Annotated in this window: 21 protein-coding genes and 3 tRNA genes; 10 read left to right on the top strand and 14 right to left on the bottom strand. The window is 67.7% G+C overall.

Going from position 1 to position 25,294, the window contains the following annotated elements; genetic code table 11:
• Positions 1–18 precede the first annotated feature (18 nt).
• The gene (locus tag DEJ14_RS00120; protein ID WP_111083699.1) at positions 19–498 is read left to right on the top strand and encodes a hypothetical protein; all 480 of its coding nucleotides are present in this window, start codon (positions 19–21) and stop codon (positions 496–498) included.
• Positions 499–583: 85 nt separating this feature from the next.
• On the opposite strand, the gene DEJ14_RS00115 is transcribed toward DEJ14_RS00120, so the two are convergent.
• Positions 584–670 (bottom strand) — tRNA-Leu (locus tag DEJ14_RS00115).
• A gap of 86 nt (positions 671–756) precedes the next feature.
• Here DEJ14_RS00115 and DEJ14_RS00110 point away from each other — a divergent pair.
• From DEJ14_RS00110 to pknB, 7 genes are all read left to right on the top strand, one after another.
• Positions 757–1,437 (top strand): FHA domain-containing protein, encoded by a 681-nt coding sequence (locus DEJ14_RS00110; protein ID WP_111083698.1) that lies wholly within the window; start codon positions 757–759, stop codon positions 1,435–1,437.
• A complete protein-coding gene (locus DEJ14_RS00105) occupies positions 1,434–1,985 on the top strand; it encodes an FHA domain-containing protein FhaB/FipA (protein ID WP_111083697.1) in 552 nt (183 codons plus the stop codon). The genes DEJ14_RS00110 and DEJ14_RS00105 overlap by 4 nt, the downstream gene beginning before the upstream one ends.
• Positions 1,986–1,991: 6 nt before the next feature.
• Positions 1,992–3,350: a Stp1/IreP family PP2C-type Ser/Thr phosphatase gene (locus DEJ14_RS00100; RefSeq protein ID WP_111083696.1), complete on the top strand. Its 1,359-nt coding sequence runs from the start codon at positions 1,992–1,994 to the stop codon at positions 3,348–3,350.
• On the top strand, positions 3,347–4,789 hold the full coding sequence (locus tag DEJ14_RS00095; protein WP_111083695.1) for an FtsW/RodA/SpoVE family cell cycle protein: 1,443 nt from the start codon (positions 3,347–3,349) through the stop codon (positions 4,787–4,789). Before DEJ14_RS00100 ends, DEJ14_RS00095 begins: the two co-directional genes overlap by 4 nt.
• The gene (locus DEJ14_RS00090) at positions 4,786–6,240 is read left to right on the top strand and encodes a peptidoglycan D,D-transpeptidase FtsI family protein (RefSeq protein ID WP_111083694.1); all 1,455 of its coding nucleotides are present in this window, start codon (positions 4,786–4,788) and stop codon (positions 6,238–6,240) included. The genes DEJ14_RS00095 and DEJ14_RS00090 overlap by 4 nt, the downstream gene beginning before the upstream one ends.
• Positions 6,237–8,018 carry a serine/threonine-protein kinase gene (locus tag DEJ14_RS00085; RefSeq protein ID WP_111083693.1) on the top strand — a complete coding sequence of 594 codons (1,782 nt, stop codon included), beginning with the start codon at positions 6,237–6,239 and terminating at the stop codon, positions 8,016–8,018. Before DEJ14_RS00090 ends, DEJ14_RS00085 begins: the two co-directional genes overlap by 4 nt.
• Positions 8,019–8,151: 133 nt before the next feature.
• Entirely contained in the window at positions 8,152–9,960 is a 1,809-nt protein-coding gene (pknB, locus tag DEJ14_RS00080; protein WP_111083692.1) for a Stk1 family PASTA domain-containing Ser/Thr kinase, read from the top strand.
• 212 nt (positions 9,961–10,172) lie between these two features.
• Here the strand turns inward: pknB and DEJ14_RS00075 are convergent, their stop codons facing one another.
• Complete coding sequence (locus tag DEJ14_RS00075; RefSeq protein ID WP_111083691.1) at positions 10,173–10,817, bottom strand: anthranilate synthase component II; 645 nt, start codon at positions 10,815–10,817, stop codon at positions 10,173–10,175.
• 81 nt (positions 10,818–10,898) lie between these two features.
• Here DEJ14_RS00075 and DEJ14_RS00070 point away from each other — a divergent pair, with 81 nt between their 5' ends.
• Positions 10,899–11,153, top strand: coding sequence for a cell division protein CrgA (locus DEJ14_RS00070; RefSeq protein ID WP_111083690.1), 255 nt, complete (start codon positions 10,899–10,901; stop codon positions 11,151–11,153).
• 445 nt (positions 11,154–11,598) lie between these two features.
• Here the strand turns inward: DEJ14_RS00070 and DEJ14_RS00065 are convergent, their stop codons facing one another.
• Both DEJ14_RS00065 and DEJ14_RS00060 read right to left on the bottom strand, forming a co-directional pair.
• A complete protein-coding gene (locus DEJ14_RS00065; RefSeq protein WP_111083689.1) occupies positions 11,599–12,453 on the bottom strand; it encodes a rhomboid family intramembrane serine protease in 855 nt (284 codons plus the stop codon).
• 7 nt (positions 12,454–12,460) lie between these two features.
• Complete coding sequence (locus DEJ14_RS00060; protein WP_111083688.1) at positions 12,461–13,000, bottom strand: peptidylprolyl isomerase; 540 nt, start codon at positions 12,998–13,000, stop codon at positions 12,461–12,463.
• A 116-nt stretch (positions 13,001–13,116) separates the two neighbouring features.
• Here DEJ14_RS00060 and DEJ14_RS00055 point away from each other — a divergent pair, with 116 nt between their 5' ends.
• Entirely contained in the window at positions 13,117–13,692 is a 576-nt protein-coding gene (locus tag DEJ14_RS00055; protein ID WP_111083687.1) for a hypothetical protein, read from the top strand.
• 305 nt (positions 13,693–13,997) lie between these two features.
• Here DEJ14_RS00055 and DEJ14_RS00050 read toward each other — a convergent pair.
• From DEJ14_RS00050 to dnaA, 10 genes are all read right to left on the bottom strand, one after another.
• Positions 13,998–14,070, bottom strand: a tRNA-Ala gene (locus DEJ14_RS00050).
• 55 nt (positions 14,071–14,125) lie between these two features.
• A tRNA-Ile gene (locus DEJ14_RS00045) sits at positions 14,126–14,202 on the bottom strand.
• Positions 14,203–14,277: 75 nt separating this feature from the next.
• The gene (locus DEJ14_RS00040; RefSeq protein WP_027466922.1) at positions 14,278–14,685 is read right to left on the bottom strand and encodes a DUF3566 domain-containing protein; all 408 of its coding nucleotides are present in this window, start codon (positions 14,683–14,685) and stop codon (positions 14,278–14,280) included.
• Positions 14,678–17,335: a DNA gyrase subunit A gene (gene gyrA / locus DEJ14_RS00035; RefSeq protein WP_216834274.1), complete on the bottom strand. Its 2,658-nt coding sequence runs from the start codon at positions 17,333–17,335 to the stop codon at positions 14,678–14,680. The genes DEJ14_RS00040 and gyrA overlap by 8 nt, the downstream gene beginning before the upstream one ends.
• 134 nt (positions 17,336–17,469) lie before the next feature.
• The gene (gene gyrB, locus DEJ14_RS00030; protein ID WP_181437370.1) at positions 17,470–19,473 is read right to left on the bottom strand and encodes a DNA topoisomerase (ATP-hydrolyzing) subunit B; all 2,004 of its coding nucleotides are present in this window, start codon (positions 19,471–19,473) and stop codon (positions 17,470–17,472) included.
• 133 nt (positions 19,474–19,606) lie between these two features.
• Positions 19,607–20,107, bottom strand: a complete 501-nt coding sequence (locus DEJ14_RS00025) for a DciA family protein (RefSeq protein WP_111083686.1) — start codon at positions 20,105–20,107, stop codon at positions 19,607–19,609.
• Positions 20,107–21,297: a DNA replication/repair protein RecF gene (gene recF / locus DEJ14_RS00020; protein WP_111083685.1), complete on the bottom strand. Its 1,191-nt coding sequence runs from the start codon at positions 21,295–21,297 to the stop codon at positions 20,107–20,109. Before recF ends, DEJ14_RS00025 begins: the two co-directional genes overlap by 1 nt.
• 31 nt (positions 21,298–21,328) lie before the next feature.
• Positions 21,329–22,216: a phosphogluconate dehydrogenase (NAD(+)-dependent, decarboxylating) gene (gnd, locus tag DEJ14_RS00015; protein WP_111083684.1), complete on the bottom strand. Its 888-nt coding sequence runs from the start codon at positions 22,214–22,216 to the stop codon at positions 21,329–21,331.
• A 70-nt stretch (positions 22,217–22,286) separates the two neighbouring features.
• Positions 22,287–23,432 (bottom strand): DNA polymerase III subunit beta, encoded by a 1,146-nt coding sequence (dnaN, locus tag DEJ14_RS00010; RefSeq protein WP_111083683.1) that lies wholly within the window; start codon positions 23,430–23,432, stop codon positions 22,287–22,289.
• Between the two features lie 407 nt (positions 23,433–23,839).
• Entirely contained in the window at positions 23,840–25,294 is a 1,455-nt protein-coding gene (dnaA, locus tag DEJ14_RS00005) for a chromosomal replication initiator protein DnaA (RefSeq protein WP_111083682.1), read from the bottom strand.

The following is a 25,294-nucleotide window of genomic DNA, read 5'->3' as shown; positions in this document are numbered from 1 at the left end:
GCCCGGTACCGTGCAGCCATGACCAGGACACTGTTCACCCGTCGCCCGGACCGACCGCAGGTCGTCACCGTGTCGTTCGTGCTCTGGCTCGTCTGGGTCGCGGTCTGCCTGGTGGCGACCGTCCTGCAGTTCGTGGCGGGAACGGGCAGCAACGCCATCGGCACGGTCCTGACGGTGCTCGTCGCCATCGTGGTCTGGGGACTCGTCGGGTGGGCGGTCGTCCGCATGGCCGCCGGGTCGCGGGTTGCTCGCATCGTGCTGGTCGTCGTCGCCGTGACCCGTGCGGTGCTCAGCCTCACGAGCGGCGAACTCGGACTCCTGACGATCGCGCTGTCGGTCGTCGCCGCGGTCCTCCTCTTCCTGCCCAGCGCGCGCCCGTTCTTCGCCCGCAGCGATGCGGGAAGAACCGACCACGGGTTCTCCGGACCCGGCGTGTCGGGGTCGAGCCGCGCCTCCTGGCCGGATCCCGACCACGCGACGGACGCTGATCGGACCTGATCCGCCCAGCGGCGACGGCCGCCCCGGCGGACCTGGGGGAACACGAAAGGCCCCGGATTCCTCCGGGGCCTTTCGCTGTTTCGCCTGGTGCGCGAGGGGGGACTTGAACCCCCACGCCGTTTCCAGCACACGGACCTGAACCGTGCGCGTCTACCAATTCCGCCACTCGCGCCAGCCCCAAAACACTACCACGCACAGACTGCCCCCTGCGCCAACCACTACCATGCAGTGGTTGACGACCGACGACTCTGGAGACACATGGGCCTGCTGGACAACTTCGAGCGAGGGCTGGAGCGCGCCGTGAACGGCGCGTTCGCGAAGACCTTCCGCTCCGGTGTGCAGCCGGTCGAGATCTCCAGCGCCCTGCGCCGTGAGCTCGACACGAAGGCCGCCGTGGTGTCGCGAGAGCGCATCCTGGTGCCGAACGAGTTCACCGTGCGCCTCGCGCCGCCGGACTTCACGCGCATGAACGACGTCGGTCGTCCGCTCATCGACGAACTCGCGCAGATGGCCCACCAGCACGCCGTCGCGCAGAACTACTCGTTCTCCGGACCGGTCACCATCCGGCTGCAGCAGGACGGCACGTTGTCGACGGGCATCCTGCAGATCGACTCCACCACGGTGCAGCGCGACGTCGCCTGGATCGCCGTGCTCGACATCGGCTCGCAGCGCCACCGCCTGCAGCGCGGACGCACCGTGATCGGCCGTGGCAGCGACGCCGACATCACCATCGCGGACACCGGGACGAGCCGGAAGCACGTCGAGGTCCTGTGGGACGGCAAGCACGCCCAGGCCACGGATCTGGGCTCGACGAACGGCTCGAAGCTGAACGGACAGCACTTCCAACAGGCGATCGTGGAGCCGGACTCCACCATCGAGATCGGTCGTACCCGTATGGTGTTCCGGGTGATCCCGGAGAACGACGGAGGTGCTCGATGACCACAGGCCTGACCCTGCTCGTCCTGCGCTTCGCGTTCCTCGCGGTGCTCTGGCTGTTCGTCTTCGTGATCGTCTTCGCCCTGCGCAGTGATCTCTTCGGCCAGCGCGTGCGCACGATCCCCACGGATTCCAAGTCGGCTCCCTCCGGCCCGACGACCCCGACGATCCCCGCAGCGGCGGCGCCGGCAGCGGCCTCGGGTGGTGCGTTCACCGACCTCATCGGGCAACCCACGGCGGCGACGCAGTCGCCCTCGCCGGCAGCGGTGCGCCTCGTGATCACCGAAGGCGCGCGTGAGGGCATGGAGATGCCACTCGGCGGCGGGCCGATCACGATCGGCCGCTCCAGCGAGTCCAACGTCGTGATCCGCGACGACTACACCTCGACCAACCACGCCCGGCTCGACCTGCGCGCCGACGGCTGGCTCCTCACCGACCTCGAGTCCACGAACGGCACCTTCGTCAACGGTCAGAAGGTGAGCGCTCCCCTGATCGTCGCGGAGCGCACGCCGATCACGATCGGGACGACGACGTTCGAGCTGCGGCGGTAACCCGGCATGACCGCTCGCACGTTGAGCGCCGCTGTGTCCCACGTGGGCCGCATCCGCGCGAACAACCAGGACTCCGGCTACGCCGGGGCGCACCTGTTCGCGGTCGCGGACGGCATGGGTGGGCACGCCGGCGGCGACGTCGCCTCGGCGATCGCGATCCGGCGCATCAGGGAGGTGGACCGCGAGTTCCCCTCCGCACACGACGCCGAGTTCGCGTTGCAGTCGGCCCTGATCGCCGCGAACCAGCTCATCACCGAGACGGTCTTCGAGCACCAGGAACTGACCGGCATGGGCACCACGGTGTCCGCGATGATCCGGGTCGGCGAGCAGATCGCGATCGCGCACATCGGTGACTCGCGCATCTACCGCCACCGTGACGGTGAGCTGCAGCAGATCACGTCGGACCACACCTTCGTGCAGCGCCTGGTCGACAGCGGCCGGATCACCCCGGAGGAAGCCGCGGTCCACCCTCGTCGCTCGGTGCTCATGCGGGTGCTCGGCGACGTCGACGCCGCGCCAGAGGTCGACACCGCGATCATGGACATCCAGCCGGGCGACCGCTGGCTGCTGTGCTCCGACGGCCTGTCGTCGTACCTGGCCGAAGAGCGCATCCGGCACGCCCTGGCGTCGAACATGGACGCCAACCAGGTCACGCAGCGCCTGGTCAAGGAGACCCTCGACCACGGCGCCCCCGACAACGTCACCGTCGTCGTCATGGACGTCACCGCAGACGAGGTCGACGACGACGACGACGCGGCCACCACCGTCGGGTCCGCGGCCGCTCCCCTGACCTTCGAGGCGTCGACCGGTCGCAAGCCGATCCGCCTCCCCACGATCCTGCTGCACCCGCTCAAGGTCACCACCGCCCCGGAGGACTCGCACTTCGAGCCCGAGTCCGACCAGTTCTTCGCGGAGCTCATCGCCGAGGACCGCCGACGCCGCATCCGACGTCGGGTCTCGTGGACGGTCGCGCTCGTGGTGGCGGTCGCTGCCCTGGTCGGGGCCGTGTTCCTCGGCTGGCGGATCACCCAGGACCACTACTACGTCGGCACCGACCGCGGCACGGTCGCGATCTACAAGGGCGTCCAGCAGTCGATCGGACCACTGGCGCTGTCGGACGTCTACGAGGACACCGACATCACCGTGTCGATGCTGCCGGACTACACCCGCGAGAACGTCCGCTCGACGATCAACGCGCAGTCGCTCGACGACGCACGGGACATCGTCGACCGACTGCGCAAGGCCGCCGAGACCGGGCAGGACCAGGCCGGCACCGGCGGTGACGGCGGATCCACCTCGTCACCCTCGCCGTCACCGACCCGGTCGTCGACGCCCTCCCCGTCCCCGACCCGGGGCTCGCGATGAGCAGCGCCACCGCCCAGTCGTTCACGCAGGCGATCACGATCAAGCTCCGCGAACCCGCACGTGCTCGGAACCTCGAGCTCGTGCTGCTCGTCATCGCCTGCGGCATCTGCGCCGGCGCGATGGTGCTCGTGCAACTCGGCACCAAGGGGCGACTGTTCGACACCTCGGTGCTGTGGGTCGGCGGGGGCATCCTCGGGCTCGGGCTCGTGATGCACGTCGTGCTGCGGGTCGTCGCCAAGAACGCCGACCCGTTCATCCTGCCGATCGCACTCGTCCTGAACGGCATCGGCATCGCGGAGATCTACCGCATCGACGTCCACAACGGCCTGACCGGCTGGGACGCCATCGGTGTGAAGCAGATCGTCTGGACGATGCTCGCGATGGTCCTGGCGATCATCACGCTGCTGCTGGTCCGGAACCACCGGTTCCTGCAGCGCTACCGCTACATCTTCATGTTCCTGACGATCGCGCTGCTGCTGCTGCCGATCCTGCCCGGCATCGGTCAGAACATCGGTGGTGCACGGGTCTGGATCAAGATCGGACCGTTCTCGTTCCAGCCGGGCGAGCTCGCGAAGATCACCATGGCGCTGTTCTTCGCCGGGTACCTCGTCACCGCGCGCGACTCGCTGTCGATCGTCGGCAAGAAGTTCCTCGGCATGACGTTCCCGCGTGCCCGCGACCTCGGCCCGATCCTGGTGATGTGGGGAGCCGCGATGGCGGTCCTCGTCTTCCAGCGCGACCTCGGCACGGCGCTGCTGTACTTCGGCCTGTTCCTCGTGATGATCTACGTCGCGACCGCGCGGATCAGCTGGGTCGTCATCGGTCTGGCGCTGTTCGTCGGTGGTGCCCTCGTCGCGCAGAGCGCCCTCGAGTACGTGCACGGCCGCTTCGAGCAGTGGCTCGACCCGTTCAACCAAGAGGTCTTCAGCCGCGACACCCAGGCGAGCTACCAGCTGGTGCAGGGACTGTTCGGCTTCGCGAACGGCGGCATCACCGGTACCGGCCTCGGCCAGGGGCGCCCGTACATCACGCCCGTCGCCAACGCGGACTACATCATCGCCTCGCTCGGCGAGGAGCTCGGCCTGATCGGTGTCTTCGCGATCCTCGCGCTCTTCATCGTGCTGGCCTCGCGCGGCATCCGCGTCGGGTTCATGGCGCAGGACGACTTCGGCAAGCTGCTCGGCGTCGGCTTCGGCTTCGTGATCGCCCTGCAGGTGTTCGTCGTCGTCGGTGGCATCACCCGCGTGATCCCGGTGACCGGCCTGACCACGCCGTTCATGGCCGCGGGTGGTTCCTCGCTCATCGCCAACTGGATCATCGCCGCGATGCTGCTGCGACTCACCGATTCCATCCCAGCCGAACAACGCGTCCAGCAGGGCGCGATCCCCGCCGCGAGCGGGCGGTCCGCGCGCGCGACCAGGAAGGAGCGTCGTCGATGAACCGACAGCTCCGCGGTGTCTCGACCGTCATCGTGCTCATGTTCGTCGCACTCTTCGTGTCGACGACCTCGATCCAGTTCTTCTCGGCGGACACGCTCCGCGCCGACTCCCGCAACTCACGCACCATCTTGGACAGTTACTCGACCAAGCGCGGTGCGATCCTCGTCGACGGCAGCCCGATCGCCGAGTCGACCCCCGTGGACGACCAGTACGAGTACCAGCGCAAGTACACGAACGGCGACCTGTACTCGGCGGTCACCGGCTACTTCACCATCGGCCAGGGCAACACCGGCATCGAGAGCGCGGAGAACACCGTGCTGTCCGGCAACTCGGACGCCTCGTTCTTCCAGAACCTCAACTCGATCCTCACCGGCCAGGACGTCCAGGGCGACAACGTCAACCTGACGATCGACCCCGCCGTGCAGCAGGCCGCGTACGACGCCCTCGGCACGAACAGCGGCGCCGTCGTGGCCATCCAGCCGAAGACCGGCAAGATCCTCGCGATGGTCTCGAAGCCGAGCTACGACCCGAACACCCTCACCTCGCACGACACCGCGAAGGTCAAGGAGCAGTACGACGCCCTGCTCGGCGCCTCGTCGTCCCCGTTGCAGAACCGCGCGATCGGCGGCGACCTGTACACGCCCGGATCCGTCTTCAAGCTCGTCGTCGCATCGGCGGCGCTCGAGGGCGGCAAGTACAACCTCGACTCGACGTTCCCGAACCCGTCGCGCCTGCAGCTCCCCGGCACGAGCTCGTACATCAACAACGCCGAAGGCGGCACGTGCGGCGGCGGCGACAAGGTCAAGCTCCGCACGGCCATCCAGTACTCGTGCAACATCCCGTTCGCCGAGCTCGGACAGAAGCTCGGGTACGACGCGATCAAGAGCATGGCCGACAAGTACGGCTTCGGTGACGCCATCGAGGTCCCGATGTCCGCGACCGCCAGCCAGTACCCCGAGGTCGACTCCACCGCGCAGCTCATGCTCAGCGCGTTCGGCCAGGCGAGCGTCCGGGTGTCCCCGCTGCAGATGGCCATGGTGTCGGCCGGCATCGCGAACGGCGGCAAGGTCATGCAGCCCTCGCTCGTCGACTCGATCACCACGAGCGACCTGAAGACGGTCGAGTCCTTCTCCCCGAGGCAGTACAGTGATCCGCTGTCCTCCTCCGAGTCCGCTGACCTCACCGAGGCCATGCAGAGCGTCGTGAACGCCGGGACCGGAACGAATGCCAAGATCGACGGTGTCGACGTCGCAGGGAAGACGGGCACGGCCGAGGGCGGAACAGGCGATCCCTACACCCTCTGGTTCACCGGGTTCGCGCCCGCGAAGGACCCGGAGGTCGCCGTGGCGGTCGTCGTCGGAGACGGCGGCGGGCTCGGCCAGTCGGGAGTCGGCAACACAGTCGCGGCCCCGGTCGCGAAGAAAGTCATGGAGGCGGTGCTGAACAAATGAGACCCACCAGCGGACTCACCTTCGGTGGGCGGTACCAGCTCTCGTCCCGGGTCGCCATCGGCGGCATGGGAGAGGTGTGGCAGGCCACCGACCTCGTCATCGGCCGAACCGTCGCACTCAAGATCCTCAAGGACGAGTACCTCGGCGATCCCGGGTTCCTCGAGCGCTTCCGCGCCGAGGCCCGCCACGCTGCGCTCGTCAACCACGAGGGCATCGCCAACGTCTTCGACTACGGCGAAGAGGACGGCAGCGCCTACCTCGTGATGGAGCTCGTTCCCGGCGAAGCGCTCTCGACCATGATCGAGCGCGAGCACACGCTGCCGGTCGACAAGGTCCTCGACATCGTCGCGCAGACCGCGAACGCCCTGCAGGCCGCCCACGCGGTCGGTCTGGTGCACCGCGACATCAAGCCCGGCAACCTGCTCATCACGCCCGACGGCCGCGTCAAGATCACCGACTTCGGCATCGCGCGCATCGCGGACCAGGTCCCGCTCACCGCGACCGGCCAGGTCATGGGCACCGTGCAGTACCTCTCGCCCGAGCAGGCGAGCGGACACCCGGCGTCGCCGTCGACCGACATCTACTCGCTCGGCATCGTCGCGTACGAGGCCCTGGCGGGTCGTCGTCCCTTCACGGGCGAGTCGCAGGTCGCGATCGCGATGGCGCACATCAACGAGCAGCCGCCGGCGCTGCCCGGGGACATCCCCGAGCCCGTCGCCGCCCTCGTGATCTCGTGCATCGCGAAGAAGCCCGCCGATCGTCCCGCCACCGCCGCCAACCTGGCGCGCGCCGCACAGGCACTCCGTCGCGGTGACGTCGCCGCGGCCACCGTCGCCGTCCCCGCCATCGCGCAGGGCGGCACCGTCGCGTTCAACCCGCCGCAGGGGCAGGGCAACGACGCTGCCACGGCACTGCTCGGCACCCAGTCCGGTGCGGCCGCCGGCGGTGCCGGTGGACCCGTCGGACCGCGCTCCCCGGCGACGGACGAGCCCGAGGAACCGAAGAAGAAGCGCGCCTGGATCTGGTGGGTCGTCGGCATCGTCGTCGTGCTCGCGATCGCCGGTGTCGTCGGAACCTTCGCCCTGAACGGTGCTGCCGAGCCGGACCCGACCCCGTCGAAGTCCGCGTCGAAGACCCCGCGTCCGTCGCAGACCCCGTCGGAGACGCCGTCCCAGACGCCGGTCGACACCCGCGTGACCGTGTCGGCAGCCGACTACACGGGCCAGAACGCCGAGCAGGTCGCGAACCAGCTCCGCGGTCAGGGCCTGGTCGCCGAGGTCGTCGCCGGTTCGAACGCGACGTCCTCCGACCAGGTCGGCACCGTCGAGTCGCTCAGCCCCGAGGGCAGCCTCGAGCAGGGCACGACGGTGACGATCAAGGCGTTCGGCGACGTCCTGACCGCCGAGGCACCCGAGCGTGCGACCGGTGGATCCGTGAGCGACTCCGGCCGCGTCACGTTCAGCTGGCCGTCCTACGACAAGTGCCCCGCCGGCTACTCCGACGTGAGCTACACGTACACGATCGACAACGGCACGGTCCCGTCGAACGGCAGCAGCTCGGGCTCGACCTCCGGCACGGCGGTCACCGTCGCGGCCGCGCAGTCCGGCACGGTGACGCTGTCGTACAAGGTGACGTGCAAGTCGCCGCAGTCCGGCACCGCGGTCGTCTCCGACTCGTCGCCCGGGGCGCAGGTCACCTGGACCGAGCCCACCGAGGAGCCCACGACCGACCCGAACGACGGCATCGACCCGACCGACGCCCCGATGGACGGCAACTGAACGACCCCCGGACGGGGACTGTCGACACCGTTCGGTAACGGTTCGGTCGACCCCTCCCTGACCAGCGTCTCACCAGGTGGTGCTGCCGTACACTAGCCCGGACGGACAGACGGAGGAGTACGTGCCAGAAGGTGTGACCGCGGGGATCACCCTCCTCGCCAACCGTTACGAGATCGGTGATGTCATCGGCCGAGGCGGCATGGCAACCGTGCACCTCGGCAACGACACCCGTCTCGGTCGCAAGGTCGCGGTGAAGCTCCTGAAGCCGAGCCTGGCCAACGACCCGGCGTTCCGCACCCGGTTCCGGCAGGAAGCCCAGGCCGCCGCACGCATGGCGCACCCGACGGTCGTCCGCGTGTACGACGCCGGCGAAGAGACCGTGACCGAGACCTCGGGCGCCGAGGTGCAGGTCCCCTTCATCGTGATGGAGTACGTCGAGGGCCGCCCGCTCTCCGACATCATCGCCGAGGGTGCCGTCGCTCCGGCCGAGGCCGTCCGCATCACCGAGGGCATCCTCACCGCGCTCGAGTACTCCCACCGCGCCGGCGTCGTGCACCGCGACATCAAGCCCGCCAACGTCATGGTCACGCACAACGGCCAGGTCAAGGTCATGGACTTCGGCATCGCCCGAGCCATCACCGACACCTCCGCCACGGTCGCGCAGACCACGTCGATCCTCGGCACTGCGTCGTACTTCTCGCCGGAGCAGGCCCGCGGCGAGACCGTCGACGCCCGCACGGACATCTACTCCACGGGTGTCGTGCTGTTCGAACTGCTCACCGGCCGTGCGCCCTTCCTCGGCGACACCCCGGTGGCGGTGGCCTACCAGCACGTCAGCGAGCAGCCCGTCGCCCCGTCGTCGATCACACCAGAGGTGTCCCCGGCACTCGACGCCGTGACCCTGCACGCCCTGGTCAAGGACCGCACACGCCGCTTCCAGAACGCCGCCGAGTTCCGCTCGGACCTGCAGCAGGCCGCTGCGGGCCGGGTTCCGGCATCCACCAAGAAGATCCAGCAGAACGCGGCGAACGACGCCTCGACGGTGCTGTTCGGGGTCGACCCGCGCACCACGTCGAACCCCGCCGCGGCGTTCCGCGAGCTCGACGACGACACCGCTGAGCACCGCCCGCAGCGCACGCAGAACCGTCCGCCGGTGGCGTGGATCTGGGTCGGCATCCTGCTGACGGTCGCGGTCATCGTCGGGGTCGTGTTCTTCGTCGCGAACCTGCAGCCGGGCAAGCCGCCGGTGTCGTCGTCCGTGAGCGTGCCGAACGTCACCGGGTCGACCTTCAGCGCCGCGTCCACCGCCCTCGAGAAGAAGGACCTGACGGCCGTCAAGGTCGAGGAGAACTCCGACTCGGTCGACAAGGGCACGGTCATCCGCACCGACCCGGGCTCCGGCATCAACGTGGGCCGCAAGTCCAGCGTCAACGTGGTCGTCTCCCTCGGCCCCGAGCGGGTCCCGGTCCCCGAGCTGAACGGGCAGTCCCAGGCAGCGGCACAGCAGGCACTGGACGATGCCGGCTTCCGCGTCGGCGCGATCAGTTCCGACTACTCGTCCGACGTGCCAGAGGGCACCGTGATGAGTTCCGACCCCGAGTCCGGTTCGCTCCACACCAAGGGCATCGTGATCAACCTCACGGTGTCCAACGGCAAGGTGCAGCTGCCGAACGTCACGAACCAGCAGTTCTCCGAGGCGAAGGCGTCGCTCGAGCAGCTCGGCCTCACCGTGACGCCGTCGCCGTCGTACTCGTGCACGGGTGGCCTCGTGACGCAGCAGGACACCCCGCAGGGCGATGTCGCCCAGGGCAGTGCCGTCGCCCTGACCTACTGCGCCGCGTCGAGCCAGCCGACCCACGCCCCGTCGTCGGACAACGGGAACGACAAGGGCGACAACGGGGACAACGGTGGAGACAACGGGGACAACGGCGACGGTCGCTGATCGTTCCGATCAGGAACGACGCCACCGCGGCCGTCGAGCCGACCACTCGCACACGCGTGCGGTCTGACGGACCGGTGACGGGCCTCCCGTCGGCACGCTGACGGCCAGGAGGCCCGGCGCATCCCCGCCACGCGTCCGCAGGCCCGTCAGGTCGTCGCGTCCACTGCTCCATGCGCGTCGACACGCGACGCCGTCGAGTTCGCTCTGACGAGTCAGCCGCGGTGCGTCGCGATGAGCGGGCCGAGCCCGTCGGCGCGTTCGGCAGCTCCGGAGAGACCGGTGGTCTCGAGCCAGTTGCCGACCATGCGGTAGCCGCCCTCGGTCAGGACCGATTCTGGGTGGAACTGCACACCGTACAACGGGTGGTCGCGGTGCTGGACGCCCATGATGACGCCGCCACCGGTCCGGGCCGTGACGGTGAGTTCGTCGGGCACCGTGCCGTCGACGATCGCGAGGGAGTGGTAGCGCGTCGCCGTGAAGGGGTGCGGCACTCCGGCGAAGAGCGTGCTGTCGTCGTGGTCGACCTGCGAGGTCTTGCCGTGCATGAGTTCGTCGGCGTGCGTGACCGTGGCGCCGAGGGCTTCTGCGATCGCCTGGTGGCCGAGGCAGACCCCGAGCAGCGGGGTGCCGGACGCGACCGCCGCGTGCACCGTGGGGATCGAGACGCCGGCGTCGGCCGGGGTTCCCGGGCCGGGCGACAGCAGAACACCGTCGTAGTCGGCGATGCGGTCCGCGATCTCCGACTCGGGGAAGGCGTCGTTGCGCACCACGTCCGTCTCGGCTCCGAGCTGCTGGACGTACCCGTTCAGCGTGTAGACGAAGCTGTCGTAGTTGTCGACGACGAGGATCCTGGTCATGGCGGTTCACCGTACTCGTGGGGGATGTGTGCAGCGGTCTGCGGGCCGATCCACACACGTGGTCACGGTAGGATACCGGCCATGGCCAGTGACAAGGACCGCACCAAGCCCGCCCGGAGGACCCGAGCCGACTCGGTCGACACCGCGGGGGACGCCCCGAACCCGGTGTGGTTCAAGCCGGTCATGTTCGGCTTCATGATCATCGGCCTCGTCTGGGTGATCGTCTTCTACATCTCGAACGCGACCCTGCCGGTGCCGAGCCTCGGCTCGTGGAACATCCTGGTCGGCTTCGGCATCATGTTCATCGGCTTCCTCATGACCACCCGCTGGCGCTGACCCTCAGCCCCGAGACACTCCGACGCCCGTCGCACCACTTGGTGCGGCGGGCGTTGTCGTTCTCCACAGGACTTGCTGCCGCTGATCCCCAGGTCATCGAGGATTCGGGCGGTTCTCCACACTTCTCCACACTCTCCACATCGCCATCCACACCCCGACCCCGGAGTTATCCACAGCTGAGTCCACAATGGGGATAATCACACGCGTGTAACTCACCGGTTTTTCCACACCTGTGGATAACTCTGCTGGCGCCTTGTGGACGAGCGTCTGTCGTGCCCGAGGCCGGGGCCGGGGCCGGTGCCGATGCCCGGTACCTGGTGTCTGGTGTCTGGTGTCTGGTGTCTGGTGCCTGGTACCTGGTGCCTGGTGCCGACGTCACAGTGGAACGGCGAACGCCCCGCCGCTGGTGCGACGGGGCGTTCGGTGGACGTGTGTCCGGATCGGCTCAGCCGATGGTGACCGCGTACCCGACAGCGGTGAGGACGATGCCCACCACCGCGGAGGCGACGAGCAGGCCGATCTGCAGCGGCCGCTGCCGGATGTTCCGGGTCTTGGCGAAGACGAAGCCCACGAGGAAGCCGCCGATGATCCCGCCGACGTGCGCCTGCCACGAGATGTTGATCCCCGGCAGGAACCCGACGACCAGGTTGAGCCCCATGATCACGAGGAGTTGCACTGCGTTCTGCCCGAGGCTCCGCTGCAGCACGAAGAACGCCGCGAAGAGCCCGAAGATCGCTCCGGAGGCGCCTACGACGGTCGTTCCGGGAGCGAGGAACGTCACGAGCATCGAGCCGAAGATCCCCGTGATGAAGTACAGCGCGACGAATCGCCAAGTGCCGAGCATGTTCTCGAGCATCCGACCGAAGATCCACAGCGCCCACATGTTGAACAGGATGTGGAAGATCCCCGAGTGCACGAACAGGGAGGTGACGACCCGCCACGGCTCCGTGGGCAGCAAGAACGAGTTGTAGGCCAGCAGGCCGGTGAAGAACCGACCACTCACCTGGTCCAGCAGCCAGATGGCGACCGTGATCGCCACGATGACGACCGTCGCCTTCTGGTCGAGCATCGCGAAGCGCCGTCGCGCGACCGTCAGCCCACTGGGGGCTCCGGACGCGCGACGGTTCGCTGCGAACTGTGCGCGCTGTTCACGCACGCACTCCGGGCAGTGCACCCCGACTGCCGCCGGCGTCTGGCACTCCGGGCAGATCGTCCGCCCACAGCGCTGGCAGAGCACGAAGCTCTGCCGGTCCGGATGCCGGTAGCAGGTGTTGTTCGGGTTGTACGCCTGGTCGGTCACGTGAGGATCAGACGCCTTCGACGTCGATGCTCTGGATGACCACGTCCTCGACGGGCTTGTCACGGCCGTCGGTGGGGACACCCTCGATGGCGTCGACCACGGCACGCGACTCGTCGTCGGCGACCTCACCGAAGATGGTGTGCTTGCCCTGCAGCCACGGCGTCGCCACCGTGGTGATGAAGAACTGCGAGCCGTTGGTGCCACGGCCACCCTGGATGCCGGCGTTGGCCATGGCGAAGATGTAGGGGTTCTGGAACGTGAGCTCGGGGGAGATCTCGTCGTCGAAGCGGTACCCCGGGCCACCGATGCCCTGGCCGAGCGGGTCACCGCCCTGGATCATGAAGTCCTTGATGATGCGGTGGAAGACGACGCCGTCGTAGAGCTTGTCGGTGGAGACCTTGCCCGTACCCGGGTGGGTCCACTCCTGCTTGCCCGTGGCGAGGTCGACGAAGTTCTTGACGGTCTTCGGTGCGTGGTTGCCGAACAGGTTGACGCGGATGTCGCCCTTGTTGGTGTGGATCGTTGCGACAGCGGTGTGCAGAGACATGTTCCGATTCTCGCATGTACCGGCTGCGTACGGACCGGACCCACAGGTGAGGCTCCGTGACCTGTCAGGGACTCTGGTGGCAGGATGGGGTCACGCCGATCCGATGGAGGTACCAGATGACGACGATCGAGATCCCGCGCAAGCGTCGGAAGCAGATCAAGAAGCTCAAGGGCCAGACCGCCTCGCTCCTCGGAGAGCAGCGCAAGGTCCTCGAGCACGCGAACGCGATCCTGGCGGAAGCCCGGTCAAACGCAGCCGATGCAGCCCGCAAGGACATCGCCCCTCGTGTGCAGAACGCGATCGACAACGGGATCCGTCCCGCTGTCGCGACCGGGGTCCACGCTGCGACGTCCGCAGCACAGAACGCTTCGCACAAGTTCCAGTCCGAGGTCATCCCCGGACTGGTGTCGACCGCTGGCTCCGTGCTGAGCGTGACCGACCTCGCGAAGGACCCCCGGGTCAAGAAGATCGTGAAGAACGCCCAGAAGAAGGGCAAGAAGGCCAAGAAGGCTGCTGTGAAGTACGTGCCGTCGCAGCAGAAGAAGGGCATCGGCTTCGGTGGTGTCGCACTCATCATCGTCGGCGTCGTCGCCGTTGCTGGTGCTGCGTACGCCGCGTACCAGACGCTCCGCGCCGACGACGACCTGTGGGTCGCCGACGACGCTGACACGGCGGAGAAGCCTGCCGCCTGACCTCCACGGTTCGTACGAAGGGCCCCGGCACGCCGCCGGGGCCCTTCGTCGTTCCCGGGTGCTGTGCTGCGAGGACACGCCCGTCCGACGGCGCCGAGGTTCCACGACATGCCGTCCGCTGCCCGCCGAGGTTCCACAAGCGGCCCGAGGCGCGCTCGAGATGCCGAGATCTCGGAACCTCGGCGCAGCGGCACACGCACGACCCGAGCACGCACGACGACGCGCCGCAGGGGCGGCGGCGCGGATGAGCACAGAACGAAGCCCCTGGGCAGACGACGAAGTCGTCAACCAGGGGCTTCCGCGAGTGGAGCCTGGGAGAATCGAACTCCCGACATCCTGCTTGCAAAGCAGGCGCTCTACCAACTGAGCTAAGGCCCCGGGTGCCGCCGAGGGTATCGGCGACGGGATGGAATTGTCGTGTGTTCCGAAGAACTGGTGGGGCTACAAGGACTTGAACCTTGGACCTCTTCGTTATCAGCGAAGCGCTCTAACCGCCTGAGCTATAGCCCCTCAGACCGGATGAAAGCCTACCCCACGGATCTCGCAGAACGAAATCGAGCGGTCGGCTCACCCGGCCCGGGTGTGTCAGTTGTTCGTGAAGCCGACGAGCAAGCCGCCGGTGATGCGGACACTGAGGTTGTAGAGGACGCTCACGATGGCGCCGAGCACGGTGCCGACGACCACGTTGAGGATGCCCACGACGATGGAGAACCCGAGTACCTGACCCAGTGAGAACTGGTCCATGATCGAGTAACTGTTCTGACCGGTGACGTCCTTCAACAAGGCGTCCACCTGCGTGAACACGCCCGTCTGGTTGAGGATGACCCACACCAGCGCCGTGGCGACCACGATCACGATGCTGCCGGCCAGGGCGATGAGGAAGCTGAGCTTCACCATCGACCAGAAGTCGACGTAGACCAGCCGCAGCCGCACTTGGCGGGTGCCGACGGGTCGCTTCGCCTTCTTCTGGAGCTTCTCGGCGACACTACTCATTGCTTGACTGGTCCTCTCCGGCCTCGTCCGCGACGGGCTCGGTGTCGATGGGATCAGTGGAGTCCGGGGCCGCTTCGGAAGGGCTGACCGTCTCCACCGGGCCCGCTGGCTCGATCTCGGCGTCGTCCTGGTCGACCAGGTTCCGCTCGGTGTTCTGGGCCACTGCGATGATCTTGTCGTTCGCCGCGAACCTGGCGAAGACGACACCCATGGTGTCGCGACCCTTGGCAGGGACCTCGGCCACGGCAGACCTTACCACCTTGCCCGATTGCAGCACGACGAGCACTTCGTCGTCCTCACCGACGATGAGAGCACCCACAAGGTCGCCTCGGTCGGTCGCCAACTTCGCCACCTTGATGCCGAGACCTCCGCGTCCCTGGATGCGGTACTGGTCGACGGCGGTGCGCTTGGCGTACCCGCCCTCGGTCATCACCCAGACGAAGCCGTCGTCCGCCACCACGCGTGCGGCCAGGAGCGAGTCGCCGTCGCGGAAGGACATGCCCTTCACACCGGAGGTCGAGCGACCCATCGGCCGCAGGGTGTCGTTCGTCGCGGTGAAGCGGAGCGACATGCCCTGACGTGAGACGAGCAGCAGGTCGTCGTGCTCGTCGACGAGCAGCGCCTGGCGGAGCTTGTCGCCGTCGCGCAGGTTGATCGCGATGATGCCACCGGTGCGGTTGGTGTCGTACTCGGTGAGCGCGGTCTTCTTCACCAGCCCGTGCTCGGTCGCGAGGACGAGGTACTGCGCGACCTCGTAGTCACGGATGTCGAGCACCTGCTGGATCTGCTCGTCCGGCTGCATCGCGAGCAGGTTCGCCACGTGCTGGCCCTTGGCGTCGCGGCCGGCTTCCTGCAGCTCGTACGCCTTGGCGCGGTAGACCCGGCCCTGGTCGGTGAGGAACAGCAGCCAGTGGTGCGTCGTCGTGACGAAGAAGTGCTCGACGATGTCGTCCGCGCGGAGCTGGGCGCCACGGACACCACGGCCACCGCGGTGCTGCGAGCGGTACTGGTCGCTGCGCGTGCGCTTGACGTACCCGCCACGCGTGATGGTGACGACCATCTCCTCTTCGGGGATGAGGTCTTCCATCGACATGTCGCCGTCGTAGCCGAGCATGATCTCGGTGCGGCGGTCGTCGCCGAAGCGGTCGACGATCTCCTCGAGCTCGTCGCGGATGATCGTGCGCTGCCGGGTCTCCGACGCCAGGATGTCCTGGAAGTCGGCGATCTTGCGCTCGAGTTCTTCGGCCTCGTCGTGGATCTTCTGGCGCTCGAGGGCGGCCAGTCGACGGAGCTGGAGCTCGAGGATCGCGCGCGCCTGGATCTCGTCGACGGACAGCAGGTCCATCAGGCCGGAGCGGGCCTCTTCGACGTCGGGCGACCGACGGATCAGCGCGATGACCTCGTCGAGGGCGTCGAGCGCTGCGAGGTAGCCGCGCAGGATGTGCGCGCGCTTCTCGGCCTCGCGCAGGCGGAACTGGGTGCGGCGGACGATGACGTCGACCTGGTGCGCGACCCACGCCGAGATGAACCCGTCGAGCGGTAGGGTCCGCGGGACACCGTCGACGATCGCGAGCATGTTCGCGCCGAAGTTCTCCTGCAGCTGGGTGTGCTTGTACAGGTTGTTCAGCACGACCTTGGCCACTGCGTCACGCTTGAGCACGATCACCAGGCGCTGGCCGGTGCGACCCGAGGTCTCGTCGCGGATGTCCGCGACGCCGGCCAGCTTGCCGTCCTTGACCAGGTCGGCGATCTTGATCGCGAGGTTGTCCGGGTTGACCTGGTACGGCAGCTCGGTGACGACGAGGCAGGTGCGACCCTGGATCTCCTCGACGTTGACGACGGCGCGCATCGTGATCGAACCACGACCGGTGAGGTAGGCGTCCTGGATGCCCTTGGTGCCCAGGATCTGCGCACCGGTCGGGAAGTCCGGCCCCTTGATGCGCTGCATGAGCGCGGCGAGGAGTTCTTCGCGCGTCGCCTCGGGGTTGTCGAGGGCCCACTTCGCACCCTCGGCGACCTCGCGCAGGTTGTGCGGCGGGATGTTCGTCGCCATGCCGACCGCGATGCCGACGGAGCCGTTGACCAGCAGGTTCGGGAACCGTGCCGGCAGGATCGCGGGCTCCTGGGTCCGACCGTCGTAGTTGTCCTGGAAGTCGACGGTGTCCTCGTCGATGTCCCGGACCATCTCCATGGCGAGCGGCGCCATCTTGGTCTCGGTGTACCGCGGTGCGGCGGCGCCGTCGTTGCCCGGCGAACCGAAGTTGCCCTGGCCGAGCGCGAGCGGGTACCGGAGCGACCACGGCTGCACCAGTCGGACGAGCGCGTCGTAGATCGCGGAGTCGCCGTGCGGGTGGAACTGCCCCATGACGTCGCCGACGACGCGGGAGCACTTCGAGAACGCGCGGTCCGGGCGGTAGCCGCCGTCGAACATCGCGTAGATCACGCGGCGGTGCACCGGCTTCAGGCCGTCGCGGACCTCGGGCAGCGCACGGCCGACGATGACCGACATCGCGTAGTCGAGGTAGGAACGCTGCATCTCGAGCTGCAGGTCGACCTGCGAGATGCGGTCACCGGAGACGACGATGTCCCCGCTGTCGCCGTGGACGATCTCGGGCTGCTCGTCGGGGGCGTTCTCGTTGTCGTCAGCCATTGGCTTGCGTTACCTTTCTGACGGCCGGGAGGCCGTGGTGACGTTCGTCGCGGTGGACGCGACCACAGGTGGTCCGGACCAGAGCGCGCGGCTGGCACCGCGCCTCCAGGCCGGGGTCGAGATGTCGAGACTGCTCAGATGTCCAAGAAGCGGACGTCCTTGGCGTTCTGCTGGATGAACTGGCGACGTGCGTCGACGTCTTCACCCATCAGCGTCGAGAATGTGCTGTCCACCGCGGCGGCGTCCTCGAGCGTGACCTGCAGGAGCGTGCGGGTGTCCGGGTTCATCGTGGTGTCCCAGAGCTCCTTGTAGTCCATCTCGCCGAGGCCCTTGTAGCGCTGGATGCCGTTGTCCTTCGGGATCCGCTTGCCGGCGGCGATGCCCGACTGCATCAGGGCGTCGCGCTCCCGGTCGCTGAACACGTACTCGTGCGCGGCGTTCGACCACTTCAGGCGGTACAGCGGCGGCTGCGCGAGGTACACGTAGCCGCGCTCGATGAGCGGCCGCATGTAGCGGAACAGCAGGGTCAGCAGCAACGTGGTGATGTGCTGGCCGTCGACGTCGGCATCGGCCATCAGCACGATCTTGTGGTACCGGGCCTTGTCCGGGTCGAAGTCCTCACCGATGCCGGCGCCGAACGCCGTGATCATCGACTGGATCTCCTGGTTGGCGAGCGCGCGGTCGAGCCGCGCCTTCTCGACGTTCAGGATCTTGCCGCGCAGGGGCAGGATCGCCTGGGTCATCGGGTTGCGACCCTGCACGGCGGAACCGCCGGCGGAGTCGCCCTCGACCATGAAGATCTCCGACAGGGTCGGGTCCTTGGACTGGCAGTCCTTCAGCTTGCCGGGCATGCCACCCGACTCGAGCAGCCCCTTGCGACGCGTGGTCTCGCGGGCCTTGCGGGCGGCGAGTCGAGCCTGGGACGCCTGGATCGCCTTGCGGACGACGTCGCGGGCCTGGGTCGGGTTGCTCTCGAACCAGTGCGTGAGCTCGGCACCGACGACGCGCTGCACGAAGCCCTTCGCCTCGGTGTTGCCGAGCTTCGTCTTCGTCTGGCCCTCGAACTGCGGCTCGCCGAGCTTCACGGAGATGACGGCCGTCAACCCTTCACGGATGTCGTCACCCGTCAGGTTGTCGTCCTTCTCCTTGATGATCTTCGTCTCGCGCGCGTACTTGTTCACCAGGTACGTCAGCGCCGCTCGGAAGCCCTCTTCGTGGGTGCCGCCCTCGTGCGTGTTGATCGTGTTCGCGAAGGTGTGGACGCTCTCCTGGTACGAGGTGTTCCACTGCATCGCGACCTCGAGCGCGATCTTGCGCTCGGTGTCCTCGGACTCGAAGCCGATGACGTCCGGGTGGACGAGGTCGGCCTTCTTCTGCGCGTTGATGTACTCGACGTAGTCGGCGAGACCGCGCTCGTACATGAAGGAGTCGTTGCGTGCCTCTTCCCCGTCTTCCGGGGTGCGCTCGTCGCGCAGGTTGATCCGCAGGCCCTTGTTGAGGAAGGCCATCTGCTGGAACCGGGTGCGCAGGGTCTCGTAGTCGAACACGACGGTCTCGAAGATCTCGGCGTTCGGCCAGAAGGTGATCGTGGTGCCGTGCTCGTCGGACGGTTCGTCCTTGGTCAGCGGTGCGACCGGGACGCCGTCGGTGTAGCTCTGGCGCCAGACGTGGCCCTGCTGTCGGACCTCGACGTCGAGCTCGGAGCTCAGCGCGTTCACGACGGAGGAACCGACACCGTGCAGACCACCGGACACCGCGTACGCGCCGCCGCCGAACTTGCCGCCGGCGTGCAGGACGGTCAGGACGACCTGGACGGTCGAGACGCCCTCGGCCGCGTGGATGCCGACCGGGATGCCACGGCCGTTGTCGACCACGCGGACACCGCCGTCTTCACGGATGGTGACGTCGATGGTGTCGCAGTACCCGGCGAGGGCTTCGTCGACGGAGTTGTCGACGATCTCCTGGACCAGGTGGTGCAGACCGCGGGGCCCCGTCGAACCGATGTACATACCGGGACGCTTGCGGACCGCCTCGAGCCCCTCGAGCACCTGAATCTGGTCTGCTCCGTAGGACGGTTCGCTCTGCGGGATCTCCGCGTCGAGCGGGTTCTGCGGGTCGTCTTCAGATTCTGATGCCATGTCGAGCGTGCTCCTGCCTGCGCGCGGAACGCCCGCGCACTGCACCTCCCAGTCTACCGCAGAGGCCCCTCTTTCGAGGGCTCATCCGGCCCACAGGCGGGCTTTTTTGGCACCCCAGGATGATTTCGTCGGCTCAACCGTAGGTGTCGCGAGGACCGCGCCCCTGGACCGTCCTGGGGCCGCGTTTCCAGGTGGGGACGTCCGGCCCCGAAACCCGGATCGACTCGACCCCGGCTTCCGGGTGCCGCTCGGCGATGGTCGTCGTGACGCTGGCACGCATGAGACGGAGCTGCGTCGCCCAGGCCGTCGAGTCGCACCGGATGACCAGCGCACCGTCGTCGATGGTGACCGGGGTGGAGTGCTTGGCGAGTTCCTCACCGACGACGCTCGGCCAGTCCACGAACAGCTCCGAGCGGGCCAGGGGTTCGGTCCACCCGAGCTCGTTGGCCAGGGATCCGACCACGTCGCCGAGCCCTCGGGGTTCACGGCCGCGGCCGTAGGGGACGGTGTCGGCGTCGAACTCGCGGGAGCGACGGCGGCGGGCGTCGACCCCGCGCTTCGAGGGGTCGCCGAAGACGGCGCGGAGGTGTCGGTACAGCCGCGACGGCTCGGTCGGCTTCCACGGGCGGGGCATCAGGCGTCGGCTTCCGGCGGGGTCGCGTCGGTCACGATCGTGCCCGCCTCGATCCGCACCGTGTGCGCGGCGAGCTGCGCGGGCACGTCGCCGAACACCGCTGCCGTGATGAGCACCTGCTCGTAGTCGGCCACGGCGTTCCCGAGGCGTTCGCGCCGGGACTCGTCGAGTTCGGCGAACACGTCGTCGAGGATGATGATCGGGTCACCGAGGTTCGACTCGGCCCGCAGGATCGACGCACTCGCCAGCTGGATCGCGAGCGCGAAGGACCATGATTCGCCGTGACTGGCGTACCCGCGGGCAGGTAACCCGTTGAGCTGGAACAGGACGTCGTCGCGGTGCGGCCCGACGAGGGTCAGCCCGCGGTCGAGCTCGTCACGACGACGACGCTCGAGGGCGGCCGCGAACGCCTCGGCTGCGGCGGTCACGCTCACCGGCTCGTCGGGGGTGCCGAGGACCGGGTCCGTCGCGGCGGCGGCCTCCGGGTCACCGCCACGGATCGAGAGCACACCGGCGATCGAGGCATCGTGGTCCTCGCCGGCGACGGTGGCGTACGCCTCGGCGACGAACGGTGCGAGCCGGCGGGTCAGGTGGTCGCGCGCGGCGACGATCTCGGCACCGAGTCCGACCAGGCGGTCGTCCCAGACGTCGAGCGTCGACAGGGCGTTCGCCTTGGCGCCGGTGGCACGGGCCGACTTGAGCAGGGTGTTCCGCTGGCGGAGCGTGCGGTCGTAGTCGGCCAGGACACCCTGCATCCGCGGTGCGATCTGGCCGAGCAGTTCGTCGAGCATGCGTCGGCGACCGGCCGGTTCGCCACGGACCAGGGCGAGGTCCTCGGGAGCGAAGAGGACGGAGGTGCAGTAGCGCGGGAGTTCACGGGGTTTGATCGCCGACCGGTTCACCTGCGCACGGTTCGCCCCCGTGCGGTTGATCTGCACCTCGGCGAGGATGCTGCGGTCCTCGTGCGCCAGGCGGGCCCGGACGATCGCGGCGTCGCAACCCTGGCGGACGAGCGCGGCATCCGTCGGGACCCGGTGGGACCCGAGCGTCGACAGGTAGCCGATCGCCTCGACCAGGTTGGTCTTGCCCTGCCCGTTCCGCCCGACGAACAGGTTCGGCCCGCGTGCGAGGTCGACGTCCGCCTCCCGGTAGTTCCGGAAGTCGGTGAGTTGGAGATGGTCGACGTGCACGCGGGCCGAGTCCGGGTTTCCCCGGGTGGTCCTAGGACTTCTTGACGGCGTGACCGCCGAACTGGTTGCGGAGCGCCGCGACGGCCTTCATCGTCGGGGACGCGCTGCCCTGACGCGAGACGAAGCGCGCGAAGATCGACGCCGACAGCGCCGGCATCGGAACGGCGAGCTCGATGCCCTCTTCCAGCGTCCAGCGACCCTCGCCCGAGTCCTCGACGTAGCCCTCGAGCTCGTCGAGCTTCGGGTCTTCGTTCAGGGCCAGGACCATGAGGTCGAGCAGCCAGGAACGGACGACCGTCCCGCGCTGCCACCCGGCGAACACGGCGGGGACGTCGGTGATCAGGTCCTTGGCCTCGAGGAGCTCGTAGCCCTCGCCGTAGGCCTGCATGATCGCGTACTCGATGCCGTTGTGGACCATCTTGGCGTAGTGACCCGCGCCGATCGGACCGGCGTGCGAGAAGCCCTCTTCGCGCGGGCCCTCGGGGCGCAGTGCGTCGAAGACCGGCATGGCGAACTCGACGTCCTTGACGTCACCGCCGACCATGAGGCCGTAGCCGTTGTCCTTGCCCCACACGCCGCCGGAGACCCCGACGTCCATGTAGCGGATGCCGCGCGCACCGAGCTGCTCGGCGTGCGTGGTGTCGTCGAGCCACTTCGAGTTGCCACCGTCGATGACGAGGTCGCCCTCGTTCAGGACGCCGGCGAGCTCGGTGATGACGTCGTCGGTGATCTTGCCGTGCGGCACCATCACCCAGACGAGTCGCTGGCCCTCGGGCAGGGCGCCCGCCAGGTCTGCGAGGCTCGCGACGTCGGAGACGGCGGGGTTCGCGTCGTAACCGGTGACCTCGATCCCTGCGTTGCGGAGACGGGCACGCATGTTGTTGCCCATGCGACCAAGGCCGACAAGACCGATGTGCATGATTTCCTCTTCTGTTTCGTCGTCGCGCTGAGGCCGCAGCTGGTGCGTCAGCGCAGTGTTCCTGTTGCGCCTATCGCAGCAGCAGGTTGGGCTGCAGCAGGTACCGGTATCCATCGGTCGCGGCAGCCTCTTGCGAAGTCTGGCCGGTGATCAGCACCGGGCCCGGCTTGTTGGGGTTCTCCGTCTTGGTGAAGGAGATGCGGACGAACTCGGAGTGCACCGCGTTCAGTCCGTCGAGGAGGAAGGCGGGCTTCAGCGAGACCACCGTTTCCTCTCCGGTCAGCAACGCACTGATCGACTCTGACGCCTGCGCTTGTTCGGATCCGATCGCCTCGAGCGTGAGCCCGTCGACCGTGAAGGAGAACCGGAGCGCTGCTTCGCGCTCCAGGACGAGTGAGACCCGTCGGACGGCTTCGACCAGCTCAGCGGTGTTGATCACCGCGTGGTCGTTGACGTTCTCGGGGAAGAGCCGGCGGACCGGCGGGTAGTTGCCCTTGATCAGCAGGGACGTGACCGTCTTGTCGTCGGCGTGGAACGCGATGAGCTCACGGTCCGAGTTGCCGCTGATCGAGACCGAGACGGTGGACGCCGACCCGAAGGTGCGACCGACCTCCTGCAGGGTGCGGGCGGGCACGAGGGCGTGCAGCGGGTCCGAGCCGACGCGGCCGGAGTCCCACGCGATGGTGCGGACGGCCACGCGGTACCGGTCCGTGGCGATGAGCGACAGGTCGTTGTCACCGACCTCGAGCTGGACACCGGTGATGACCGGGGTGACGTCATCGCGGCTCGCGGCGACGGCGACCTGCGACACGGCTTCGGAGAACGCATCGCCGGGGATGACACCGGTCTGCGGACCGATCTCGGGCAGCGTCGGGTACTCCTCGACCGGCATGGACAGCAGCGTGAAGTGCGCCGATCCGCAGGAGACCGAGATCTTGGAGTCCTCGGTCGTGAAGGTGACCGGAGCGTTCGGCAGTCGGCTCGCGATGTCGTTCAGCAGGCGACCGCTGACCAGGACCGTGCCCGGGTCGTCGATCTGCGCCGAGATGGACGTCTGCGCCGAGACCTCGTAGTCGAACGACGAGAGCGTCAGACGGTCGCCGTCGGCGTGGATCAGGACGCCCGACAGGATCGGGAGGGTCGTGCGCTGTGGGAGGAGCTTCACTGCGAAGGAGACGGCTTCGGAGAAGACGTCCCGGTTGACCTCGAACTTCACAGCTGGAACCCCTGTCGATCGGCTTGGACTGTCCGGCCGCCCCATTCTGGCACAGGCGGACGTGGGCCGGATTTCTTGTCATCCCGCCGTCCACAAGGTTGTCCCGCGGAGATGGATCGTTAACCAGGAGTAATGGTGTTAACGCCTGTGCACACTGTGGATAACCCTGTGCATGCCGCTCGGCCGTAGGGAACTACACGGTTGTGACTTGTGGGCGGTCTGTGGGCGACGTCGGGATGAATGAATCTCATCTATCCACTTCCATCCCCAGTTTCCACAGGAGGCCCCCTCGCTGTGAACAACCGGGCGGCGTGTCCTCCACAGTTATCCACAGGCTATCCACACTGTGAGAACTCCGGCCCATGGAACCGTCTCAGATGGTGGATGCGCCCGGAGACGTGCCGATCTCAGCGGTAGCGGCGATCCTGCTTGATGCGGCTCGTGAGCTCGGTGACCTGGTTGTAGATCGACCGTCGTTCCTTCATGAGCTCGGTGATCTTCTTGTTCGCGTACATGACCGTGGTGTGGTCGCGGTTGCCGAACAGCTGCCCGATCTTCGGGAGCGACAGGCTCGTGAGCTCGCGGCACAGGTACATCGCGATCTGTCGCGCGGTGGCGATCGCCTGCGAGCGGGACGAGCCGTACAGGTCGTCGACGGAGAGCTTGAAGTACTCCGCGGTGTGGTTGATGATGTCCGTCGGCGCGACGACGTTGTCCTCGTCGAGGGTGATCAGGTCCTTGAGGACGGTCTGCACCAGGGCCATGTCGACCGCCGTCCGGTTCAGGCTCGCGAACGCCGTGACGCGGATGAGCGTCCCCTCGAGCTCCCGGATGTTGCTCGACACCTTCGAGGCCATGAACTCGAGGATGTCGTCCGGCACCTGCAGGTGGTCGGACTGCGCCTTCTTGCGGAGGATCGCGATGCGCGTCTCGAGCTCGGGCGCCTGCACGTCGGTGATCAGGCCCCACTCGAAGCGCGACCGCATGCGGTCCTCGAAGCCGGTCAGGTGCTTCGGTGCGACGTCCGACGTGATGACGACCTGCTTGTTGTGGTCGTGCAGCGTGTTGAACGTGTGGAAGAAGGCCTCCTGCGTGGAGTCCTTCCCCTGCAGGAACTGGATGTCGTCGATCAGCAGGATGTCGATGTCGCGGTACCGCTGCTGGAACTGGTTCGAGCGGTTGTTCGCGATCGAGTTGATGAAGTCGTTGGTGAACTCCTCGCTCGACACGTACCGGACGCGGATCCCCGGGTAGAGGCTCTCGGCGTAGTGCCCGATGGCGTGGAGCAGGTGGGTCTTGCCCAGCCCGGAGTCGCCGTAGATGAAGAGCGGGTTGTAGGCCTTCGCCGGAGCCTCGGCCACCGCGACCGCTGCGGCGTGGGCGAAGCGGTTCGACGAGCCGATGACGAAGTTGTCGAAGTTGTACTTCGGGTTCAGCCGCGACTCCGGCCGGCCGCTCGTGCCCGGGGAGTCGATCTGGCTCGGCACGAACGGTGCCTCGATGTACTGGCGGGGTGCAGCGCTCTGCTCCACCGCTTCCTGGACGGGCTCGGCGTACTCCGGGACGTTCGGGTCGACACGCGGCTCGGACGCCATGTCCGGGTTCACCGTGATGGCGAAGTTCGCGACCGAGTCGTCACCGATGCGGGCGACGGCCTCGGTGATCGGGATGCGGATCCGCTGCTCGAGCATGCCGCGGGTCAGGTCGTTGGGGACCTCGAGGTACAGGGTGCCGGCGAGGACGCCCTTCGGTTCGACCAGGTTGAGGAACCCGTGGAGCTGCGGTGTGATGCGGGGGTCTTCGCTGAGGATTCCGAGTACGGATGACCAGAGGTCCTCGACGGGGTCGGCCGGCATCGTCAT

Origin of the sequence: Curtobacterium sp. MCJR17_020 (assembly GCF_003234365.2) — a bacterium.
Classification (GTDB): domain Bacteria; phylum Actinomycetota; class Actinomycetes; order Actinomycetales; family Microbacteriaceae; genus Curtobacterium.
The sequence above is the reverse complement of the archived record's forward strand: the minus strand, read 5'-3'. Positions and strand labels throughout refer to the sequence as shown.